Here is a 20775-nt window from a genome sequence, read left to right as displayed (position 1 = left end):
TCCTCTTATAAAATTAATAAATTATTTTGCATTAACACCTTTTAAATCTTCTTGTAATTCTTTTTCTAATTCTTCTTGCTTCAATAATTCTTTTTGTTTTTGTCTATCACGAGCTTCTTTTAAAGAAAATACGCAACCACAATAGTTTTGTCTGTATATATCAAACTTATTGCAAAGTTCTAAAGATCTCTTAAAACCATTGTTTTTCTTAAAGTCAGCATATAAGTATTGCACATCATATTTTTCTTCTAGCCTCTCACCGATCTTGTTGATGATTTGAGCATCCTTGTGAGGACTTATAGAAAGTGTCGTTGTAAAATAATCATAACCATGTTTCTTGGCATATTGCGCAGCCATTCCAAGCCTTAACTCAAAGCAAATACCACATCTCTCTCCACCCTCTTTATCTAACTCGTGGCCCTTAACAACAGAGAAATATTCCTTAGGATCATAATTTGTCTTAATCAAATTAATCTCATGAACTTTGTTAACCATATTAATGAATCTCTCTTGTTCAGCCTCCCTTTTATAAAACTCTTCAGTAGGATGAATGTTTGGATTATAATACAAGACATCTATGTCAAAATACTGTGTTAAATACTCTAGAACATAAGTACTGCAAGGAGCACAACAACTATGCAATAGCAAACGTGGCACATTTGATTTGCTTGTTTCCTTTTCGATAATCTCTTCTAATTTCTTTTGATAATTAATTTTTACATCATTGTTATTTTTCATCTCATATCCTTATAAATTGTTTCAATACTATATATTTTAACATTAAAATAAAGATTTTACATTATAATAAAATTCCTTGCCTTTTTAAGTATTAATTATTTAACCTCACGTTTATTTACAACTTTAACGCCAACAACAGATATTAGTATTGAAAAAATTATTAGTACAGCTATACTAATATAAATATTGTAATTTGGCATTTTGCTATGAAAAACTGCAGAGCCATTAGCTATATTTGTTGCATTTAAGTGATTGAAAGGTATTATATAATTAAAACCTTGTGGTATGTAGTTAACCACAAACATTCCTATTATTAATATTGCTGAAGTTACAAGAAATACGTAGATTTTCGACTTAACAAAAATTGAAATGAATATCCCAAGTGAAGTAACAAATATCATTTGTAATATTAAACTACTAAATAATCTAAGCATGTATTCATACATAGGTATAATGGTAAAATGTTTTATAGTGTTCTCACTAATATTTGAAAAATTATTTATTACATTTTCATAATATACTACTGGATAATTCATTGGGTAAGAATTATTATTTAATCTATGATTTGCTGCAAATAATCTCCATTCCCATCTCTTTTGATTTATATCTGACATTTTAATATTGTATTCTTTTATCAAATGGTCATATTTTAAAATATTATTATTGTAATCATTATTGTATTGAGTCTTTTTATCCTTATTAAATCTTGGTTTCTCTTCTTCACTAAAAATAAAGTATTTTAGCATATTATCGGATATAGAATTTGATTTTTGTTCAATTTCAATTTTTTCTTCTTCGGTTAATCCAGAGTTTTCCTTAGCATTTAAATCTATTAAATCGATAAAAGGATTACTTTCAAAAGCAGTGCCCTCTCCAGATATAAACTCCTCTTCAAATGAAGGTTGTGTTATATATTGATTATATAAATGCGCGAAAAAAGATACTATCAATGAAAAAGTAATGATAATAAAAAAATATTTACTTTTAAGAAGTTTTTTTATTCGAAAAATAACATGATGGTTTCCTTTTTAAATAATCCCTCTAAATCTTAAGATTTAAAGGGATTATTTATTATTTTATATCTATATTAGGATCTAGCTCTAAAAAACCTGAATATACAGCTTTATATAATCCATCTTCTCTGGTAATAGATATTCTCTTTAAATAACCAGAATATTTTGCACCATTTTTATAATCTACATGATAGATATATTGTAACAAATTATCTTTATAATAATTACGTCTTTCAACAGTAAATTTTTCAAGTACATTAATTCTTACCAAAGGTTCAGATATTTTATCTGAATTTCTTGTTGCTCCTACTTTACTACTACCAATAAATATTGAAAATAATATAACAGTTAATATATTTTTCTTTATTTTATATGTCTTCATACTTGCCTCCTTGCTTTCCTTTATTTAAAATAATGCATTATTAAATTATAATATATATATATTAAATTATATATATATTTCATTTTTTACAACGACATAATTGTCGTAAATCATGATAATATAAATATAAATATAAATTAAGGAGAGTTTATGGATTCAAAATTATTCTTTTAGAAAAAATAAAACTTTTACGGAGAAAACATAACTATACACAAGAGAAAATTTCAGAATTATTAGACATAAGTACCAGATAATATCAGAGAATAGAAAATGGAAGTTCAAACATTACTGCTCATATATTGATATATTTATCTAACTTATATCAAATTAATCTTATTGAATTATATTTAAAAATTAATGATATTAACTATAATAAATACATCAAACTAAAAGAAGAAATAATATCTCTAATTGATAAAAAAGATTTATATAAATTGAAAAAAATTGTCAATAAAATACAAAATACACCATTAAAATATTTTGATTATAATTACGACTCTTTTTATGGAATATATACAGAACAATTATTATTATTTGCTTATGGTTGTATTTTATTGTTGGAAAAAGAATATAATAAATCAAATAACTAATTTATTTCATCAATAAAAACAACTAATCCAAATTTCGACATTTATAATCTTAGCAATTTTTTATATACTGAAATAGAAATAAGGATATTAATAAATCTTTCCCTCACATTTTATTTTCAGCAAAAGAATAATAAATGCAATACTATACTAATGAATCTTATTGATTTAAATTATATAAGTCTAGAAAGTAAATTACTAATTAATTATAGCTTATGTATAATCTATATAAATTCTGATCAAATTTCAGAAGCTCTTACATTGTGCAATGAAAATATTAAATTAATTGAAAAAAATAATCAATATAATAAGATCTACAAATTTTATTATATTTTAGGAGTTTGTTACTATAAATTAAAAAATAATTATTATAAGGATTACTTCACAAAAACTTTACAAATATTAAAGTTATTTAACATTGATAGTCTTCATAACTATTATAATATTGCTATTCAAAAATATATTGAATAGCAATATATTTTTATCTCTTTACATGCGCTTTTATTGATTTTAAAATGAAAAATGCTAGATGCATTTTTATATAATTTTAATGAATACAATAATAATTTGATTATACTAAATTTCTTTTATTTTATATTTCATACTATTATGACTGAATATTTGAAGACAAAATTAGTTTTATTATGTTAGATTTATATAATGATAAATTCGGATATTTTTTTTGAAAGTCTTTGAGCATCTCCCTAGCTTCATCTATATATCCATTATGTATTAACAAAAGGATAAGAATTGTATCAATATCTTTAACATTAAATAATGATAAATCATCTTCAATACTAGCATACTTCTGCATAAAACTTGTTAGAAGATCATTTAAATCTTCTATTATATTATTTAATTTTAAAGAATAATCTAAATAAAATATGTCACAATTATACTTATAAATTTTTGAATATAATTTTATATATCTATCCGCAACTTTTTTTTCATTAGATATAATAGCCTTAAAAATTAAGGTTAGAAAAATATCAGAAGTATATGGGGTATCTACTAAATTATCTCTGTCTATAAATTTCTTTGGATCAACAATAATTATATTAGTAATGTATTTCTCTAAATCTTTAAAAGAAAAATCTTGGATATTATCTCTAATATATATATATTTCCATCTGATATTATTACTAATTGATGAAATTGTTTCTTTAAGTAATTTGTTGTAATACATTCTTTTTTGTTTATTCATTCGATTCTTGGATTTTATTTTAAAATTTAAATTTATATATAAAGGAAACTCACCATTAATAAAATAAGATTCATGAACTTTTCCTTGATATCTTAATTCTGTATTATTATATTTTAATCTGCCAGATGTAAAAGTATTAGAATTTGAATCTATTATTAGATTATATACAAACTCTTTATACTTTACAATTTTCTGTAGTTCGTATAATGTTTTCTTAAATGAAATATCACTTTGTTCAAATATTTCATCACTATCCATAGTTAAAATCCAATCTGATGTCGCATAACTATTTGCTAAATTTCTAGCATAAGAAAAATCATCTTTCCACTTAGAAAAATACAGTTTTATATTGTCGTTATTCATATTATTTATTACACTTACAGTATTATCTGTTGAACCAGTATCTAATATAATAATTTCATCAGCAATACTAATAATACTATTAATACTTTTTTGTATAGTATTTTCTTCATTTTTAACAATATATACAACGGACAGTGTAGGTGTTTTTTTTAATTTTATATTTTCTTGAAATAATTCATCGAATTTTTTTATATTCATTTTTTCTCTTGTATAATTTGGTATAGAGATATTATAATTTTCTAAAATTGAATTACTTATATAATGTTTATTTAATTTCATTTTTTTCTCCAAATAAAATAAATGTAAAAAATTGTTAACATTCATAAGTCAACAATTTTTTACATTTATTTTTAATTAATTACAAACTTTCTTCATGTATTCACATGTAGAAGCAGGATCAGAAGTACCCGCCCAGCTCATAGCAGTATCATTCAAACATGCTAGCCAAGCCCATTTGCAGTACTTATCATTTTTACCTTTTCCTTTTTCAATTACTTCTAATTCTTTTGAAGTCATCTTTTTACAAAAGTTTTTGTACATTTTATTCTCCTTTCTTTATTTTTTTTATATTGAAAACGTTTCAATATATTATTATAATAAAATATATAAAAAGTATTGTCAAATATTTAGTAAAAGGATAAATTATGAAATATAAAGTAATACAACAGCTTAATAATTATGATTGTGGTGCTTCTACTGTTGCAATGATACTTGAAAACTATTACAACATAGATACTTCCCTTTCTCATTTAAATTATTTACTTGGAACTGATAAAGCAGGCACTAGCTTTTTATCAATGATACATGTTTTTAAATATTTTAATATAGAAACAGAAGTTTATAAATTAAATGAAATTTCGACAGAAATTTTTAATTTATTTAACTATCCAATAATCATACAGACCAAAACAGAAAAAGATGCTCACTTTGTTGTTTTATTTGAGTATGACAGTAAAAAAGATATGTTAATTATAGGTGACCCATTGTATAACAAAGTAAAAAAAATTAAAACGGATACAATTATCAAAACTATGTCTAAATATTTTTTACAAATAATTTTAGATAGTTTTCCTAAAAAAATTTCAAAAAAACATAGTTATCTTACAAATATTTTAAAACTAGTTGATAGAGAGAGTAAAATATATACTTCTATTTTATGGGGGTTAGAGATTATTTTATTTATTTTAGGAATAATTTTTGCGAAAATGTATACAGAATATTTTGATAAATTAATATATAAGGATAATATTAGATTACTTGTATCCTCAATGTTATTTTTTATCTCTCTAGTTTTTGTACAAAGTATAATAAGACATAAATATGCTGTGCTTTCAATAAAGTTAAATAATCATATTGATAAAAAGTTAATCAATTTAATAAACCAGAATCTTATAATAAAAAATCATGGTTTAATTGATGTTTACAATAAAGCCGACATCTTAACAAATTTAAATAATTTATCAAACCTAAGAGAACTACTCCTATTAATGGTTCTAAAATTACCATTTAATCTATTAAATGTTTCTACTACAATAATTTTGCTAATATTACTAAATAAATATTTAAGCATTTTAATAATATTATTAACAATAATATTATTATGTATAATATATTATTCCAAGGAATTTTATAAAAATAAAATTAAAAACTATTATGAAAAACTTGAAATTTATAATAAATATATTGTGGAATATTTAGAAAATATACATATTATTAAGAACTATCAATATAATAATTATATATCTAAAAAATTAAGTAATAAAAATGAAGATAAATATAAAAGCTACGAAAAGATTTTAATTTTTGATTCTTTTCAAAGAAACATAAAAACTTTCTTAATAATGTTATTTAATATACTATTATTTTCATTAGGAGTATTTTTAATCATTAACAAAAAAATAAACTTAGGTGTATTATTGACTTATAACTCTATTGTTTCCAATATTTATAATCCTTTATTAGATTTGGTGACTCTTCAATCAATTATAGAGAATGGAAAAATATCTTATAATAAATTAATAGATATAGTATTATCAATAAAAACCAACAATGCTAAAGAAGTTATATATCATAAGTATACTATAGAAAATATAGACCTCGAAAATTTTTGTTTTTCCTATGATAATATTAATAATGTGTTAAATAATTTGAATTTAAATATAAATAGAAATGAGAAATTGGCTGTCATGGGATCTAATGGATGTGGAAAAACAACCTTTGGAAAAGTTTTAGCAAACTACTACCCAGAAAAACTCAATAAAAATATTAAGATCAATAATAAACCAATTGTTAATTACCAAGGTATTGATAATAAAATAATTTTTATTAATGATAAAGAAAATATCTTTTCGGGGACAATTATTGATAATATAACTTTAGGAAGAAATATTCCAATTAATAAAATAATTGAAAAAAGTATTCAAATTGGTTTGCACGACAGAATTCAAAATCTAGAAAAAGGTTATAATACCACATTAAATTCTGAAGATAATATACTCTCATTAGGACAAAGACAACTTATAAAAATTTTACGCGCTACAATACAACTACACGATGTGACTATTTTTGACGAAATTACAAATGGATTAGATGAACAAACTAAGAAAAAAGTTATTTTATATTTAATGAGTTTACCTAAAATACAAATTTTCTTAACTCATGATATAAAGTTAGCTAATGAATGTGATAATATTTATTATATAAAACAATAAAAAATAAAGGAGGAACAAATATGATAAAACCAATTAAAAATTTTTATAGAAAATTATTTAAGACTGTATACCACAAAGGTTATATAATTGAATTTAATAAAGATAGAAGATATAAATTTAAGGAATTTATACCCGAGATTAATTCTATAGGTACCTGGATTGTAAAAAACGACAACTTATGGATATGCACAAGTTCAATTACAAATAAAAATGATTTTCTAGAACAATTTATAAAATTAACTAAAATAAAAAAAGAATATTTCAAAATTGAAGAAAAATATTACCCATTTATTTTAAAGTATTAAAAAACTTTTTAATATAATAAATATTATATTTCTAATTTGATTATTACACCTAAAAATTTGAATTATTTAATATAAAAAGAACTGTTGTGAAACTATTTCTATATTATTTCACAACAGTTCTATATTTGTATTATTTTATTCCTAATACAAAAATTGTATATTAATTTTATTTTTTTGTAAATCTACTTAAATGATTATTTAATTCCTAAAATTTGTTCTTTAGAGTGAATTAAATCTGTAATCATTTGGCAATATGGTGTGTCTATTCCTAGTTCTTTACCTTTTCTAGCTACAGCACCATTAATAAAGTCTATTTCAGTTAATCTGTGGTTTTGAATTAAGTCTTGGTGCATTGAAGGATAGTGTTCTGCTGCTGCGACACTTGTCTTAAATACATAGTCTACTATTTCTTCTTCATTTAATTTAACACCTAAAGCTTTACCTACAGTTACAAATTCTGAGATAATTGTTTTAACTACGCTTTTAGCTTCTTCACTTGCAAAGAATTCACCAATTGTACAATCTTGTAATGCACATGTTGAGTTCATTGTCCCATTTACACAAGCTTTTCTCCAAATTGATGGAAGTACATCTTCATCATAAGTTACATTTAAGCCTGCTTCATTCATCATGTCAACAATTTCTAGAGCTTCTTCTTTACCAGATTTATCAATTGATTGTAAGTTAACTGATCCTGTTCCTGTTAATAAAACTTCACCAGGTTTTTTCAATCCAGCTGTCCATACTGTAACTCCTAAAAGGATATTTTTTTCTGGTAAGTATTGTTTCATAACATCTTCGTGACCTAAACCATTTAATAAACATAATACTTTTGTATCTTCTTTAATTATTGGTTTGATGCTTTCTAACATAGTTGGCAATTGCATTGCTTTAGTAAATAAGATGATAAAATCTGCTTTTCTTTCTGCTTCTGATGGCTTCATTATTTCGATTTTAACATTATCTTCTTTATCTCCAACAATATTTAATCCGTTTTCTTTAATAGCATTGATGTGATCTTCCCACATATCTAGCAAAATAACTTCGTTTCCTTTATTGTGTAGTTGATAACCAAATCTACATCCCATAGCACCTGATCCTGCAATATAAGTTAACATATTCTTCTCCTTTTATCCTTTAAACACAAATATTTCATCATCATATACATGTAGAACGTCGCACATAACTTTGTTTACAATAAAACCTACACCAAATGGAATTACTATCCATGTAAGAATCATTGTAAATACATTTATACCACCACCATTTAATGCTGCAAGTGGTGAAACAAGTCCTACAAGTCCAAATCCTGCTGAAGCTGGAGTACCAACCATTCCTATAATTGGAATGCTTATAGCACTAATTGCTGCTGTAATAGCAACAGGTAAACCGATTATTGGATTTGTTAAAAAGTTTGGCATCATCATTTTCATAGCACCTAAACCAATTGCAATTGGTACACCGGCACCATTTCTTCTCATTGTTGCCCAAACAAGGAATGCAGCTGCTGCAGCTACTCCCATACCTGCTGAAGCAGAAGCAAGACCATCTAAACCTATCGCAAGTCCTATTGCTACAGTAGATATTGGACTAATAATGATAATAGAAAATGAAATAGCAATTAATATACTCATCAATATTGGTTGAAGAGTTGTGAATGAGTTAATACCTTGTCCAATCACAGATGTGATCATTGAAACATATGGTAATGTTAAAGTTCCTATAAAACCAACACCAGTACCAACGATAATTGGTAAAAATACTAAGTTCAATGAACCTAATTTATTTCCAATCCATTGTACTAATAAAACAGCTAATGCTGCAGTAAGCATTGTATTGATAACATCACCAATACCAGCTAATTGGAAAATATTTTTTGTTTCTCCTGACATGGCTACTTCAACAAATTTCCATGCACCAGATCCTATATATGCTGCCCCACCTACACAAGCTGATTGGATTGGATTAAACTTAAATTGCATTGCAATTAAAAATCCTGCCATTATCGGTGTGAAAAATTGAAAAATTTGTACTATATGCAAAAAGTTAGCAGCAATTTCATTTGAAGCAATTGGCTTCAAAAATGTAGCTAAAATCGCATTTGGTATTAAGGCTACAACAATAGCTATTGTTGTACCATTAAGAATCTTCAAAATAAATGAAGAGACTGTTTCTTTGTTTTTTGTTTCTGTCATAATTACCCTCCTGAATTGAAACTAAATAAATTGTCATTTCTAATTTCAACACATTACTATTATACCCATATTTGCTATCTAATACTAAGTTTTTTTTATGTGATAGCGATATTCAAGCTATATCATCAAGCTAAAATATTACAAATTTTACTCATAAAATTTATAATAATATTTTTTAAATAAATATCAGTAACAAATGTTAATATTTGTTCTATTTACTTGGTAATTTTAAAATAACTATTTAACCAAGTAGTAAATTTAACTTAATTACTTGGTTATTTGAAATAATCATTTTTACCAAGTAAAAAAATCATCATATTTACTTGATATTTTCAAAATATTGTTTTTACAAAGTAATTTTTTAAACATACTTCAAAAATTTTACTTGGTAAATCTTATATTCGTAAATCACCAAGTAAACCAACAGAGATTTTTACTTGGTAATTTAAATATATTACAAAAAACCAAGTAATTTAAGCAAAAAAAAATACTTGGTAAAATAGAAAAAACTAAAATACCAAGTAAAAAAGACTAACTATATAAATATAGAAAGTCTTTCCTCAACGTTTTATGTGTAAATTAAATTATTTAACTTCTACAGTTGCGCCAGCTTCTTCTAATTTAGCTTTTAATGCTTCTGCTTCGTCTTTTGATACTTTTTCTTTAACTGGTTTTGGAGCTTCGTCTACTAATGCTTTAGCTTCTTTTAATCCTAAACCTGTAGCTTCTTTAACTACTTTGATTACGTTGATTTTACCTGAACCAGCTGATTCTAAGATAACGTCGAATTCTGTTTGTTCAGCTGCTGCTGGAGCGTCTCCACCTGCTGCTGGACCAGCTACTGCTACTGCTGCTGGAGCTGCTGCTGAAACACCAAATTCTTCTTCTAATGCTTTAACTAATTCTGATAATTCTAAAACTGTTAATTCTTTTACTGCTTCTACTAATTTTGTTACGTTTTCTGACATTTTATCCTCCAATAATTAAGCTTCTTGCTCTTGTTTTTCTTTTACTGCATTTAATGCATATACTACTTTTCTAATTGTACCTTGCAATACATTTGCTAGGCCTGCGATAGGTGCATTTAATGTACCTAATACTTGTGCTACTAATACTTCTCTTGATGGTAACTTAGCTAATGCTTTAACTTCGTCTGGATTTAGTACCTTTCCATCAAGTAAACCTGCTTTAATTACTAATTTTTCATTTTCCTTAGCAAAATTTGCAGTTACTCTTGGTCCTGCAACCATATCTTCGTTACTAAATACAAAACCGTTTGGTCCTGATAAGTATTCTTCAAATCCGTCATATCCTAATTCTTCTAGAGCTATTTTAACCATTGTATTTTTGTATACTTTATAGCTAACTCCTTCAGCTCTATATTTGTTTCTCAAATCAGAAATTTCAGATACTGTTAGTCCACGATATTCTACGATTGAAACAGATTTAGAGTTTTGAATAGCATCTTTAATCTCGCTTACCACTTGTTGTTTTAATGATAATGCTGATTGACTCACTTTTCACCTCCAAAGTTTCTTTGGCTACTTAAAGAATAAATATATTAAAAAAATCTCCATATGTAAAAAGACATAAGGAGAGTTAATAATCTAATTATTGCTCCTATATAGGAAATTAAGGAAAATCCACCTATAGTCTTTGGTAGCCTATTTAATTTACTTGTATACTATACCATAGATAAAACTTAAATGCAAATTTAAATTTTAATAATATTGGCTATTGTAATTTTTATTTTTAATTTTTAATGCACGCTGTTATATCTAAGAAAATTATGAGTGTGAATTAGGAAATCGAGGACTGTCTGAGCCGTTAGGCGAGTTCCTTTCTTCTTCATCCACATTGCTATTGTAATTTCTCATTTTTGAATTTAATTCACGCCGATACATTAAAGAAAATTATAAGTGTGAATTAGGAAATCGAGGACTGTCTGAGCCGTTAGGCGAGTTCCTCTCTTCTTCATTCTCTTTGATATTATAATTTTTATTTTTAATTTTTAATGCACGCTGTTATATCTAAGAAAATTATGAGTGTGAATTAGGAAATCGAGGACTGTCTGAAGCTCGCAAAGCGAGCGAGTTCCGCAGATTTCCGTCAATTCACCGAAATAATTTTCTTGGATATGCGTGCAAAAATTAAAAATACAAAATTATAATTCCATTAATCTCGCAGTATTCAACTTAATTCCAGGTCCCATTGTACTTGTCAATGTTACTGATCTTAAGAATCTACCTTTTGATGATGCTGGTTTATCTTTTACAATTGCTCTGATTAAAGTTTCTAAGTTTTCTTTTAAAGCTTCTTCTGTAAAGCTTGCTTTACCTACTGCAACGTGAACAATATTTTGTTTGTCTGTTCTGTATTCTACTTTACCTGATTTTGCTTCTTTAATAGCTTTTTCAAGTTCTAAAGTAACTGTACCAGTTTTAGGATTTGGCATTAAACCTCTTGGTCCTAAGATTCTAGCTACTCTACCAATTTGTCCCATCATGTCTGGTGTTGCGATAGCTACGTCAAAATCTAACCATCCTTCATTTTGGATTTTTGCGATTAAATCTTCACCTGCAAAATCTGCACCAGCTTCTAAAGCTTCATTTACTTTTTCACCTTTTGCAAATACTGCAACTCTAACATCTTTACCAGTACCATTTGGTAATACTACTGTGTTTCTAACTTGTTGATCTGCGTGTCTTGAGTCAACACCCAATTTTAAATGTAATTCTACTGTTTCATCAAATTTAGCTGTTGCTGCTTTCTTTACTAAAGAAACAGCTTCTGAAAGTTCGTATAGATTTTCTTTATCTACTAAATTTGCAACTTCTTTATATCTCTTTCCTACTTTTGGCATTTTTCCCTCCTTGTGGTTTAACGGAATTCTCCTCCCACTATTCTTCTACTGTAATCCCCATTGATCTAGCTGTACCAGCAATCATTGCTTCTGCTGCTTCAATTGATGCTGCATTTAAGTCTGGCATCTTTGTTTCTGCAATTTCTCTAACTTGAGCTTTTGTTAACTTTCCAACTTTTTCTTTGTTTGGAACGCCTGATGCTTTATCTAAACCTAATGCTTTTTTAATTAAAACAGGTGCTGGTGGTGTCTTTGTAATAAATGTAAATGATCTATCTGCATAAATTGTGATCACTACAGGGATAATTAACCCAGCTTGCTCTTGTGTCTTAGCGTTGAATGCCTTTGTAAACTCCATAATATTTATACCTGTTGGTCCTAAAGCTGTACCTACTGGTGGTGCAGGAGTTGCCTTAGCAGCTGGTATTTGTAATTTTACTATTGATTGTACTTTTTTAGCCATTATATTCCTCCTAAATAACTAAATGTGGTTTTGGCGGTTTTCTTCCTCCCACTAAATAAAGACTATTGTTTAATATCTGTAAATGGTATTTCTGCAGCAGTATCTCTGCCTAGAATATCAATAATTACTTTAAGGATTTGTTTTTCTTGATTAACTTCTTCAACTCTACCATTGAATCCTAAGAATGGACCGTCTGCAATTTCTACAGTATCTCCTATTGAAACATCTATGTCTACAACCGGAGCTTTTACTTGTACTGGTTCTTTACCTTCAATACCAAATTCTTTAATTTCTCTTTCAGTTAAAGGCACAGGTTCACCATCTGGTCCTATAAATCCTGTAACACCATTAGTATTTCTAATTAAATACCAATTTCTAGTGTCAACAATCATCTTAATTAGTACATATCCAGGGAAAATTTTTCTTTCTTTTAAGACTTTTTTCCCGCCTTTTGTTTCTTCGTACTCTTCCATAGGAACTTTAACATCAAATAAATTTTCTGCTTTTTCGTTCTCTATCATGTTTTCAATTTTTTCTTTTACTTTGTTCTCATAACCTGAATAAGTATGAACAACATACCAATTCGCTTTTTCAATATTTTCGTTGTTCATTAATTACTCCTTAATCAAACTGTGAATGATAATAAGAATCCATAAAGTGTATCTAATAATTTAATAACTACTGAAAATACAGCTATGGAAACTAATACTACTAATGTTGAATTCATAATTTCCTTAGCTTTTGGCCAAGTAATTTTACTAAACTCAGTTCTGATACCTTTTAGGAATCCTGATTTATTTTTTTCTGCACTCATGATTTCTCCTATTTAGTTTCTTTATGAACTGTATGTTTATTACAGAACTTACAGAATTTTCTCAATTCAATTCTGTCTGTAGTATTTTTCTTGTTTTTCTTAGTATCGTAGTTTCTTTGTTTACATTCTGAACATGCAAGTTTTACCTTATCTCTCATATTTTACCTCCTACGTTATATTATCAGACGGTAACTCTGATACATCGATATATTTTATATTAAAAATATTTAAAAGTCAAGCAAATACTTGACTTAAATAGAAAATATGTTACTTTATATTAACTATATAAATTATACCACAAAAATCACTCTTAATAGTTACCTTCTATTTTGTATGAATGATTTATAGGTCCTTTTTCACCCTTTCCGATCTTAGGATCATTTTTCAATGCATTTGTCACATATCTTTTCGCCGCTTTTGATGCGGATAAAAGATCCATTCCCTTTGCTAAATTGCTAGCCAAAGCACTTGATAGTGTACAACCTGTTCCTCTAACATTTGTATTCTTTAGCTTTTCACCTTCAATCCAATAATATCCATCTTTTGTATATAACAAGTCATTGGCATTGTTACCTTGAAGTGTTGTTTTTGTATATACCGCACAATTATATTTTTCAAAAATAATTTTTGCAGCTTTTATCATATCCTCTTCGTTATTTATCTTCATATTTGAAATAATTTCTGTTTCTCCCCAATTTGGAGTAATCACATCTGCAAGAGGTATTAGCTCATCTATCAATGTTTCTATTGCATTATCATCTATTAATTTTATTGTCCTAAATGACATCATCACTGGATCTATCACTAGATTTTTTGGCTTGTATTCTCTTAATTTACTTGCTACAGCTTTTATAATCTCAACCGTTTGTAACATTCCTGTTTTTGTAGCATCTGGTATGTCATCAGAAAAAATAGCATCTATTTGTTTCTTTACCATGTCACTATTAACTGGTTGAGACTCATAAAATCCCAATGTATTTTGTGAACTAACTAATGTGATAGCAGTCATACCATATACAGCATGAGCTGTCATAGTTTTCAAATCCGCTTGCATACCTGCTCCGCCAAAAGGATCACTTCCAGCAATTGTTAATACTTTTTTCATTTCCACATCCTATCTATTTATATCTTTTCTTAAATTGTCTATATGCGCCCATCATACCCGCATCGTTTCCTAATTTTGCAAATTCGATTTTTAAGGAATTTTTCACCAATTCATTTTTCAAAATATTTTTTAATTTATCTTCTAATATGGGTCTAATATATTCCTCTTGCTCCATTATACCACCACCGAGAATAATGACATCCGGATTAATTATAGAAACGACATTATTTATTAAAATTGCAATATTATCAAGCAAATTGTCAATTTCTTCAACGCAGACTTTGTCCCCCCTTTTAGCCTGTTCAAAAATCCATAAACCATTTATATCTTCTTTTTTAATTCTATCTTTTACATTTTTTACTAATGAAGTTGTAGAAGCAATATCCTCTATATTTTTACCATTTTGAATGGTATATCCAACTTCCCCAGCAGAAAAAGTCGCTCCTCTAAATATTTCTCCATTTATAGCTATTGAGCCACCTACACCTGTGCCGATGGTAAACATAACTGCACTTTTTATTTCTGAATATTTCTCTAAAGAAAGTTCACCTAGTAAGGCACAATTTACATCATTTTCTACAGTTGAAGGCAATACATATTTCTCATAAATGTATTTTGATATTTCTGTACCAGTATAGTTTGGAATATTTTTATTCGCAAATACGATTTTCCCATTGTTAAAATCCACTACTCCTGCAGTCGAAATTGCTATCCCATCAATATCATATTCCTCTATCTTTTCATTTATTATCTTAGAAATTCTATCGAGCATATTAAAGTTTTCACTTTTTACATTTGTATCATGTTTGGATTTCTCAATTAACTGTCCTTCAGAATTTATTAATCCGGTCTTTATTTGAGTTCCTCCAATATCTAAAGTTAATATCATATATTTTCCTTGTTATTTGTATTTAACATTTTAAAACATTTATCTTATAATAAATTTGGCATGTTAAAACCAATCATTAAGTAAATTATAAATCATAGGAGTGATTATGACAAAGTATAATGCATTAAGTGTAAATATTAGATATGAAAATGAAAATGACAAATACCAATGGAAAGATAGAAAATACGTTTTAAAGAATATGATTGATAAAATCAATCCTGACTTTATTGGATTTCAAGAAGTTAAATCAAGACAATTAGATGATTTAGTAAATTTCTTCTCTGAAAAATATTATTATTATGGAGAATTTAGAGAAGAAAGTGAAACTGCAGAGATGAATCCAGTATTTGTAAAGAAAGACAAATTTTTAATTGAAGATAAGAAAACACTATGGTTGTCAGATACACCATATGAAAAACATTCAAATACTTGGGATGGAGATTTGCCAAGAATATACTCATACGCTACAGTGATTGACAGAAATACACATGATAAAATTTTGAAATTTATCAACACTCATTTTGACCATGTTGGAGTTGAAGCAAGAATAAAATCTTCTGATCTAATAGAAAACATAATAGATGAGACTAATTTTCCAGTATTGTTAATGGGAGATTTTAACACTGTACCTTCAGATGGCTATATTGACACATTGTTAAATAAAGAAAATCTAGAAAATAGTTATGATAAACTACAAGATAAAGAGAACTCCTTAACTATACACAATTATACTGATGTCACTTTGGGTGAGCCAATTGATTATATCTTTGTAAAATCACCATTTAATATTTCTAAAAGTGAAGTTTTAAGAATAAAAGAAAATGATATTTACTCTTCTGATCATAACCATATTTATATAGAATTTGAAAAATAATTTAAGATACTAAAAGAGCTACTGCAAAATACATTTCATTTGCAATAGCTCCTTTTTTTAATATTTAATATGTTGTATTTCAGTATTCTAAATTAGTAATTTATCCTACTAATTTGATAAATTCTTTCATAAAAGCAGGTATGTCTTTAGGGCTTCTTGAAGTAACTAAATTTTTATCAACAACCACTTCCTCGTCAACCCAATTAGCTCCTGCATTTTCCATATCTTTTCTAATAGTTGATGTGGATGTCATTTTAACGCCATTTAAGTCTAATGATTCTGCAAGCATCCATCCTGCATGGCAAATAGCTGCAACAGGTTTACCACTTTCATATATATCTTTAACAAATTTTACAGAATCTTTTGATTTTCTCATATAATCTGGTGAGAACCCACCTGGTATAACTACTCCTGCAAAATCATCCGCAGAAATATCTCTTGAAGCTACATCACTTTTCTTTGTAAATCCTTCTTTTGAACGATATTCAGTATCCGCTTCTGTACCAACTAATACTACTTCATAATCTTCTCTTAATCTGTGATATGGAGCAATTAATTCTTCTTCATTAAATAAACTTTCGATTAATATAGCAATTTTTTTCATAGTATCCTCCTAGATATTTCTATATTTACCTACATATTTTATTATACCCAAACACAAAATATCTAAAATTTATATATCTATATTTTCAAAAATGTCCTTTATCCTATATGCCACCCTATTAAAATCACCATGGTTTTTAACTACAAAATCTGTAAAATAATCATATTTTTCTGATCTATCTTCATACATTTTTATTAATGTATCTATCCCACCTTCGGATAATGGTCTATTTTTAGTGGATAATTTATTTAAATCTCTATCAACTCTAAATATTATCGAATCCTTCTTTAAATAATAGTAATTTTCATCTTTATTTACAACACCACCACTAGTAGAGATGATTAGACCATTTTGTCTCGTCAATTTCTTTACAATTTCATGCTCTTTTCTTCTAAATTCATCTTCACTTTCATATCTTAAAAAATCAGAAGATAATATACCATATTCTTTTTTAAATTCCTTATCTAAATCATAATGTTTTCTTTCCAATAATTTGGAAAGTTTTTTTCCAATAGTCGTCTTGCCTGCTCCTGGCATACCCACAAGAACAATATTAATATCTTTCTTTATAATATCTTTAGCAATATTTTCAAAATATGTATCTTCAAATTTTCTTCTTAATAAGATTTCCATACTTTTTTTAACTTGATAAATATTTTTATATAGTCCATTTACAACTTTGATATTATTTGCCTTTGCATCTATATATAGTTTTGAAAAATATGGATTATAGTTTATATCAACTACTGTTTCTAAATTCCTAAATTTAGATAAATCAAGTAAAGGAAGTTTTTTTGTCTCTACTATATTAATTAAAATTTCAAAATCATCGTCTACTTTTTCAAAATCATTTATATCAATTATTTTAATAAAATTTGGATGTAATTTTGATAATGTATATTCTATAATTTTCGTTGATTCATCTGATATTAAAACAATAATATTTTTCCCTTTTATCTCAATATCTTTTTTTTCAAACAGCTTCATTAACCCATAATATTCAGTATTAAATCCATATTTTCTACCTTTATAAAACTGAACTAAATTAGCTTCTCCAATCTCTTTTACTTGGTTTGTCATATCGTCAAGATGACTAAGCACTTCTGTTTTATATGGTTTTCCAATTGAAAGCCCTTGAAAATTGTGTCTATATAGTAAATTTTCAAGTAATTTCTCTTGACAAGGAAAATGATAATATTCTTTATCTAATACTCTATTAAAAATCTCTTTAGTAAATTTATAAGCATCTCCATTACCTATACTTGCAAATTGAGAATTATATTTACTCTCCATATATCTAAATCTTTGTTCACAAATATCATATAAATTTTCCATAAAACTCTGTATAGCATCATCTTGATTTTCATCCATTTTGAAGCTTCTTTCGACAAGGTAATTGTTATCTAAATCGAGATTATTAGTAAAAATTTCACGAGTTAAATCATCACCAACACTCAATCTTTCTGAAACCAACTCCATAATTTGTTCATCAAGAGTTTCTAATTTTTCTTGGAAATATTTAATTTTATTAAATTTATTTTTGTCATCTACCATATTGCCTCAAAATTGTTATCTACGAGTTTTCTCAGTATTGTAGGTCTTTATCCTATTTAACCCAAAAAAAACTAATAGGAATCAATTGCTTGATTCCCATTTTTTTAGTGATTATATTTTATTAATGTGAAAGTATTATAACCTTCAAATTTATCAATTCCTTTTAAATCGGTTAATTCTATTAAAAATCCTGCACAAACAACTTCTGCACCTGTCGCTTCCACTAATTCTAAAGCTGCTCTTGCGGTACCACCTGTTGCTAAAAGATCGTCTATAAGTAAAACTCTATCACCTTCTTTTAATGCATCAGAGTCGATTTCAACAACATTTTTACCATATTCTAAGTCATATTCTTTTTTAATAATATTTCCAGGTAATTTACCAGGCTTTCTTATAGGTACAAAACCTTTATTTAATTTATAAGCCATTGGCATCCCTAATAAGAAACCTCTAGCTTCAATACCTACGATATAATCGAAATCCAAGTCTTTTACTTTATCACATAATACATCAATTGTTTCTCTTAGAATTTCGCTATCACTTAGTAAAGTAGTAATATCCTTAAAACTAATTCCTTTTTTTGGGAAATCTTCTATTACTCTTACTTTTGATTTTAAGTCCATTTTTTCCTCCATTTTCAAAATGAAAATCATTATTATTGGAATGTCCACATTATATTTTACAATAAATAATATATTGTTACAAGCTTGATTTTTCGTTTTCAAGTATTATCTCAATAATCTGAGGAGTATTGAAAATTCTTTTTGCAAACGGAAAATTATTGCCTAATCCTCTAGAATTTACCATTGTTGTATTGCCTTTTTTATAGACACCCCCATCATATTTCCCAAAAAATCCTTGACTCGCTGAATACAAACCTTTCCCAAAGATTCTAACTTGACCACCATGTGAATGGCCGCTAAATACCAAATCAATATTATATTTTACATACAAGTCGAAATACTCTGGACGATGTGATAATAAAATATTAAATTTGCTGTCTGATTGTTCTAATAATGTTTTTATATTTTCTTCTAAAACCTTGTATTCATTAATGTCTTTCTTTTTACTTAATGTGATATATTCTGCAGGATCGTCTACACCACAAATATTTATATCTCTAAAACTAAAATTTTTATTATCTAGTACCTTTATCCCACTATTTAACAATTCTTTTTCAAGTATAGGATAATCTTTTGCCCCTTTTTCATGATTTCCTTTAATATAAAAGATATTTTCACATTTTAGATTATTAACTAAATTCATAGCTTCTGTAATATTTGTATATCTTCTATCTATTAAATCACCCGTAATAAATATCAAATCATAATTATCATCTATTAAATTTAATAATCTTTCTTGATTTTCACCAAATTTTTGATTATGTAAATCAGAAATTTGTAAAATTCGAAGTTTATCAATACTTTCAGGCATCTTCTTTTTTATCTTAAGAACTTCCTTTTTTGGATGAGCATTATCATAAAATATATAGATAATAAAAATAATTAGAAACAGAAAAATGCCTAAAATTATTTTATCCATTATTTTTCTATATAGTTAAATAAGATGCCTTCAGCAACTTTATCTCTAACTTCTTTCCCCTTTATTTCTTCAATTAATTTCAATGCTAAAAATACAGCTGTTGCTGGTCCTCTAGACGTAATAATATTTCCTGATTTTACTACTACATCTTCGGAATATTCTTTTATTGATTTCAACTCATCCTTTACACCTGGAAATGAAGTAATCACTTCATCTTTTGCTATTTGTGAAGTTTCAAGTATAAGTGGACCTGCACACATAGCAGCAATTATTTTATTATTTTCTTTTAGATATTGTACCAATTCAATAACTTCTTTATTTTCTGATATTTCTCTTGCTGCTGGCAATCCTCCTGGAATGTATAGCACATCTATCATATCTCTTTTTAGATTATCAAAAGTAATATCTGCGGATACTTCAATATTGTGTCCGCCCTTAACTAACAATTTTTCATGCATTGATACTGTTGTCACGTCAATGGATGCTCTCCTTAAATAGTCAACAACTGTTAATGCTTCTATCTCTTCAAATGTATTATTTAATAAAACAAAAACCTTCATATTTTCCTC

At 26.7% G+C, this 20775-nt stretch carries 24 protein-coding genes and 1 other annotated feature; of the genes, 3 read left to right on the top strand and 21 right to left on the bottom strand.

Going from position 1 to position 20775, the window contains the following annotated elements:
• Positions 1-21: 21 nt before the first annotated feature.
• From HMPREF9709_RS01940 to HMPREF9709_RS01910, 5 genes are all read right to left on the bottom strand, one after another.
• Complete coding sequence (locus HMPREF9709_RS01940; RefSeq protein ID WP_005397434.1) at positions 22-738, bottom strand: epoxyqueuosine reductase QueH; 717 nt, start codon at positions 736-738, stop codon at positions 22-24.
• 95 nt (positions 739-833) lie between these two features.
• On the bottom strand, positions 834-1688 hold the full coding sequence (locus HMPREF9709_RS01935; protein ID WP_005397433.1) for an ABC transporter permease: 855 nt from the start codon (positions 1686-1688) through the stop codon (positions 834-836).
• A 121-nt stretch (positions 1689-1809) separates the two neighbouring features.
• Complete coding sequence (locus HMPREF9709_RS01930; RefSeq protein ID WP_005397432.1) at positions 1810-2133, bottom strand: hypothetical protein; 324 nt, start codon at positions 2131-2133, stop codon at positions 1810-1812.
• A 1194-nt stretch (positions 2134-3327) separates the two neighbouring features.
• A complete protein-coding gene (locus tag HMPREF9709_RS01915; protein WP_005397429.1) occupies positions 3328-4566 on the bottom strand; it encodes a glycosyltransferase in 1239 nt (412 codons plus the stop codon).
• Positions 4567-4641: 75 nt separating this feature from the next.
• Positions 4642-4827 (bottom strand): hypothetical protein, encoded by a 186-nt coding sequence (locus tag HMPREF9709_RS01910; protein WP_005397426.1) that lies wholly within the window; start codon positions 4825-4827, stop codon positions 4642-4644.
• Positions 4828-4931: 104 nt separating this feature from the next.
• Here HMPREF9709_RS01910 and HMPREF9709_RS01905 point away from each other — a divergent pair, with 104 nt between their 5' ends.
• Positions 4932-6998 carry a cysteine peptidase family C39 domain-containing protein gene (locus HMPREF9709_RS01905; RefSeq protein WP_005397419.1) on the top strand — a complete coding sequence of 689 codons (2067 nt, stop codon included), beginning with the start codon at positions 4932-4934 and terminating at the stop codon, positions 6996-6998.
• 20 nt (positions 6999-7018) lie between these two features.
• Positions 7019-7303, top strand: a complete 285-nt coding sequence (locus HMPREF9709_RS01900) for a DUF3884 family protein (RefSeq protein WP_005397413.1) — start codon at positions 7019-7021, stop codon at positions 7301-7303.
• Positions 7304-7497: 194 nt separating this feature from the next.
• Here the strand turns inward: HMPREF9709_RS01900 and HMPREF9709_RS01895 are convergent, their stop codons facing one another.
• The 11 genes from HMPREF9709_RS01895 to HMPREF9709_RS01845 all read right to left on the bottom strand — a co-directional run bounded on the left by HMPREF9709_RS01895 (position 7498) and on the right by HMPREF9709_RS01845 (position 15632).
• Positions 7498-8421 carry a 2-dehydropantoate 2-reductase gene (locus HMPREF9709_RS01895; RefSeq protein ID WP_005397411.1) on the bottom strand — a complete coding sequence of 308 codons (924 nt, stop codon included), beginning with the start codon at positions 8419-8421 and terminating at the stop codon, positions 7498-7500.
• Between the two features lie 12 nt (positions 8422-8433).
• Positions 8434-9498 (bottom strand): PTS sugar transporter subunit IIC, encoded by a 1065-nt coding sequence (locus HMPREF9709_RS01890; protein ID WP_005397409.1) that lies wholly within the window; start codon positions 9496-9498, stop codon positions 8434-8436.
• A 584-nt stretch (positions 9499-10082) separates the two neighbouring features.
• Positions 10083-10466: a 50S ribosomal protein L7/L12 gene (gene rplL, locus HMPREF9709_RS01885; RefSeq protein WP_005397407.1), complete on the bottom strand. Its 384-nt coding sequence runs from the start codon at positions 10464-10466 to the stop codon at positions 10083-10085.
• 15 nt (positions 10467-10481) lie between these two features.
• The gene (rplJ, locus tag HMPREF9709_RS01880; RefSeq protein ID WP_005397406.1) at positions 10482-11015 is read right to left on the bottom strand and encodes a 50S ribosomal protein L10; all 534 of its coding nucleotides are present in this window, start codon (positions 11013-11015) and stop codon (positions 10482-10484) included.
• A gap of 38 nt (positions 11016-11053) precedes the next feature.
• Positions 11054-11176, bottom strand: a sequence feature (ribosomal protein L10 leader region).
• Between the two features lie 486 nt (positions 11177-11662).
• Positions 11663-12361: a 50S ribosomal protein L1 gene (gene rplA, locus HMPREF9709_RS01875; RefSeq protein ID WP_005397404.1), complete on the bottom strand. Its 699-nt coding sequence runs from the start codon at positions 12359-12361 to the stop codon at positions 11663-11665.
• 37 nt (positions 12362-12398) lie between these two features.
• Complete coding sequence (rplK, locus tag HMPREF9709_RS01870) at positions 12399-12824, bottom strand: 50S ribosomal protein L11 (protein WP_005397397.1); 426 nt, start codon at positions 12822-12824, stop codon at positions 12399-12401.
• 62 nt (positions 12825-12886) lie between these two features.
• Positions 12887-13435 (bottom strand): transcription termination/antitermination protein NusG, encoded by a 549-nt coding sequence (nusG, locus tag HMPREF9709_RS01865; RefSeq protein ID WP_005397395.1) that lies wholly within the window; start codon positions 13433-13435, stop codon positions 12887-12889.
• 14 nt (positions 13436-13449) lie between these two features.
• A complete protein-coding gene (gene secE, locus HMPREF9709_RS01860; RefSeq protein WP_005397394.1) occupies positions 13450-13638 on the bottom strand; it encodes a preprotein translocase subunit SecE in 189 nt (62 codons plus the stop codon).
• Positions 13639-13646: 8 nt separating this feature from the next.
• Positions 13647-13796, bottom strand: a complete 150-nt coding sequence (rpmG, locus tag HMPREF9709_RS01855; protein WP_005397393.1) for a 50S ribosomal protein L33 — start codon at positions 13794-13796, stop codon at positions 13647-13649.
• 152 nt (positions 13797-13948) lie between these two features.
• A complete protein-coding gene (thiD, locus tag HMPREF9709_RS01850) occupies positions 13949-14743 on the bottom strand; it encodes a bifunctional hydroxymethylpyrimidine kinase/phosphomethylpyrimidine kinase (protein WP_005397392.1) in 795 nt (264 codons plus the stop codon).
• Positions 14744-14756: 13 nt separating this feature from the next.
• A complete protein-coding gene (locus HMPREF9709_RS01845) occupies positions 14757-15632 on the bottom strand; it encodes an ROK family protein (RefSeq protein ID WP_005397391.1) in 876 nt (291 codons plus the stop codon).
• A 106-nt stretch (positions 15633-15738) separates the two neighbouring features.
• Here HMPREF9709_RS01845 and HMPREF9709_RS09485 point away from each other — a divergent pair, with 106 nt between their 5' ends.
• A complete protein-coding gene (locus HMPREF9709_RS09485; protein WP_005397390.1) occupies positions 15739-16506 on the top strand; it encodes an endonuclease/exonuclease/phosphatase family protein in 768 nt (255 codons plus the stop codon).
• Positions 16507-16606: 100 nt separating this feature from the next.
• Here HMPREF9709_RS09485 and HMPREF9709_RS01835 read toward each other — a convergent pair whose 3' ends face one another.
• From HMPREF9709_RS01835 to HMPREF9709_RS01815, 5 genes are all read right to left on the bottom strand, one after another.
• Entirely contained in the window at positions 16607-17110 is a 504-nt protein-coding gene (locus HMPREF9709_RS01835; RefSeq protein WP_005397389.1) for a type 1 glutamine amidotransferase domain-containing protein, read from the bottom strand.
• Between the two features lie 69 nt (positions 17111-17179).
• Positions 17180-18664 (bottom strand): shikimate kinase, encoded by a 1485-nt coding sequence (locus tag HMPREF9709_RS01830; protein ID WP_005397387.1) that lies wholly within the window; start codon positions 18662-18664, stop codon positions 17180-17182.
• 104 nt (positions 18665-18768) lie between these two features.
• The gene (locus HMPREF9709_RS01825) at positions 18769-19287 is read right to left on the bottom strand and encodes an adenine phosphoribosyltransferase (RefSeq protein WP_005397385.1); all 519 of its coding nucleotides are present in this window, start codon (positions 19285-19287) and stop codon (positions 18769-18771) included.
• Positions 19288-19363: 76 nt separating this feature from the next.
• Complete coding sequence (locus tag HMPREF9709_RS01820; protein WP_005397384.1) at positions 19364-20206, bottom strand: metallophosphoesterase; 843 nt, start codon at positions 20204-20206, stop codon at positions 19364-19366.
• Positions 20206-20766, bottom strand: coding sequence for a DJ-1 family glyoxalase III (locus HMPREF9709_RS01815; RefSeq protein WP_005397383.1), 561 nt, complete (start codon positions 20764-20766; stop codon positions 20206-20208). Before HMPREF9709_RS01815 ends, HMPREF9709_RS01820 begins: the two co-directional genes overlap by 1 nt.
• Positions 20767-20775: the final 9 nt, after the last annotated feature.

Source organism: Helcococcus kunzii ATCC 51366, assembly GCF_000245755.1.
Taxonomy (GTDB): Bacteria; Bacillota; Clostridia; order Tissierellales; family Peptoniphilaceae; genus Helcococcus; species Helcococcus kunzii.
Note: the sequence above shows the minus strand (reverse complement) of the source record. Positions and strands in the feature narration are given on the sequence as shown.

Excerpts from the sequence above, each read along its gene's own strand:
- HMPREF9709_RS01940 (WP_005397434.1), bottom strand. The coding sequence starts at position 738 with ATGAAAAATAACAATGATGTAAAAATTAATTATCAAAAGAAATTAGAA.
- HMPREF9709_RS01930 (WP_005397432.1), bottom strand. The coding sequence starts at position 2,133 with ATGAAGACATATAAAATAAAGAAAAATATATTAACTGTTATATTATTT.
- HMPREF9709_RS01915 (WP_005397429.1), bottom strand. The coding sequence starts at position 4,566 with ATGAAATTAAATAAACATTATATAAGTAATTCAATTTTAGAAAATTAT.
- HMPREF9709_RS01910 (WP_005397426.1), bottom strand. The coding sequence starts at position 4,827 with ATGTACAAAAACTTTTGTAAAAAGATGACTTCAAAAGAATTAGAAGTA.
- HMPREF9709_RS01905 (WP_005397419.1), top strand. The coding sequence starts at position 4,932 with ATGAAATATAAAGTAATACAACAGCTTAATAATTATGATTGTGGTGCT.
- HMPREF9709_RS01900 (WP_005397413.1), top strand. The coding sequence starts at position 7,019 with ATGATAAAACCAATTAAAAATTTTTATAGAAAATTATTTAAGACTGTA.
- HMPREF9709_RS01895 (WP_005397411.1), bottom strand. The coding sequence starts at position 8,421 with ATGTTAACTTATATTGCAGGATCAGGTGCTATGGGATGTAGATTTGGT.
- HMPREF9709_RS01890 (WP_005397409.1), bottom strand. The coding sequence starts at position 9,498 with ATGACAGAAACAAAAAACAAAGAAACAGTCTCTTCATTTATTTTGAAG.
- rplL (WP_005397407.1), bottom strand. The coding sequence starts at position 10,466 with ATGTCAGAAAACGTAACAAAATTAGTAGAAGCAGTAAAAGAATTAACA.
- rplA (WP_005397404.1), bottom strand. The coding sequence starts at position 12,361 with ATGCCAAAAGTAGGAAAGAGATATAAAGAAGTTGCAAATTTAGTAGAT.
- rplK (WP_005397397.1), bottom strand. The coding sequence starts at position 12,824 with ATGGCTAAAAAAGTACAATCAATAGTAAAATTACAAATACCAGCTGCT.
- nusG (WP_005397395.1), bottom strand. The coding sequence starts at position 13,435 with ATGAACAACGAAAATATTGAAAAAGCGAATTGGTATGTTGTTCATACT.
- secE (WP_005397394.1), bottom strand. The coding sequence starts at position 13,638 with ATGAGTGCAGAAAAAAATAAATCAGGATTCCTAAAAGGTATCAGAACT.
- rpmG (WP_005397393.1), bottom strand. The coding sequence starts at position 13,796 with ATGAGAGATAAGGTAAAACTTGCATGTTCAGAATGTAAACAAAGAAAC.
- thiD (WP_005397392.1), bottom strand. The coding sequence starts at position 14,743 with ATGAAAAAAGTATTAACAATTGCTGGAAGTGATCCTTTTGGCGGAGCA.
- HMPREF9709_RS01845 (WP_005397391.1), bottom strand. The coding sequence starts at position 15,632 with ATGATATTAACTTTAGATATTGGAGGAACTCAAATAAAGACCGGATTA.
- HMPREF9709_RS09485 (WP_005397390.1), top strand. The coding sequence starts at position 15,739 with ATGACAAAGTATAATGCATTAAGTGTAAATATTAGATATGAAAATGAA.
- HMPREF9709_RS01835 (WP_005397389.1), bottom strand. The coding sequence starts at position 17,110 with ATGAAAAAAATTGCTATATTAATCGAAAGTTTATTTAATGAAGAAGAA.
- HMPREF9709_RS01830 (WP_005397387.1), bottom strand. The coding sequence starts at position 18,664 with ATGGTAGATGACAAAAATAAATTTAATAAAATTAAATATTTCCAAGAA.
- HMPREF9709_RS01825 (WP_005397385.1), bottom strand. The coding sequence starts at position 19,287 with ATGGACTTAAAATCAAAAGTAAGAGTAATAGAAGATTTCCCAAAAAAA.
- HMPREF9709_RS01820 (WP_005397384.1), bottom strand. The coding sequence starts at position 20,206 with ATGGATAAAATAATTTTAGGCATTTTTCTGTTTCTAATTATTTTTATT.
- HMPREF9709_RS01815 (WP_005397383.1), bottom strand. The coding sequence starts at position 20,766 with ATGAAGGTTTTTGTTTTATTAAATAATACATTTGAAGAGATAGAAGCA.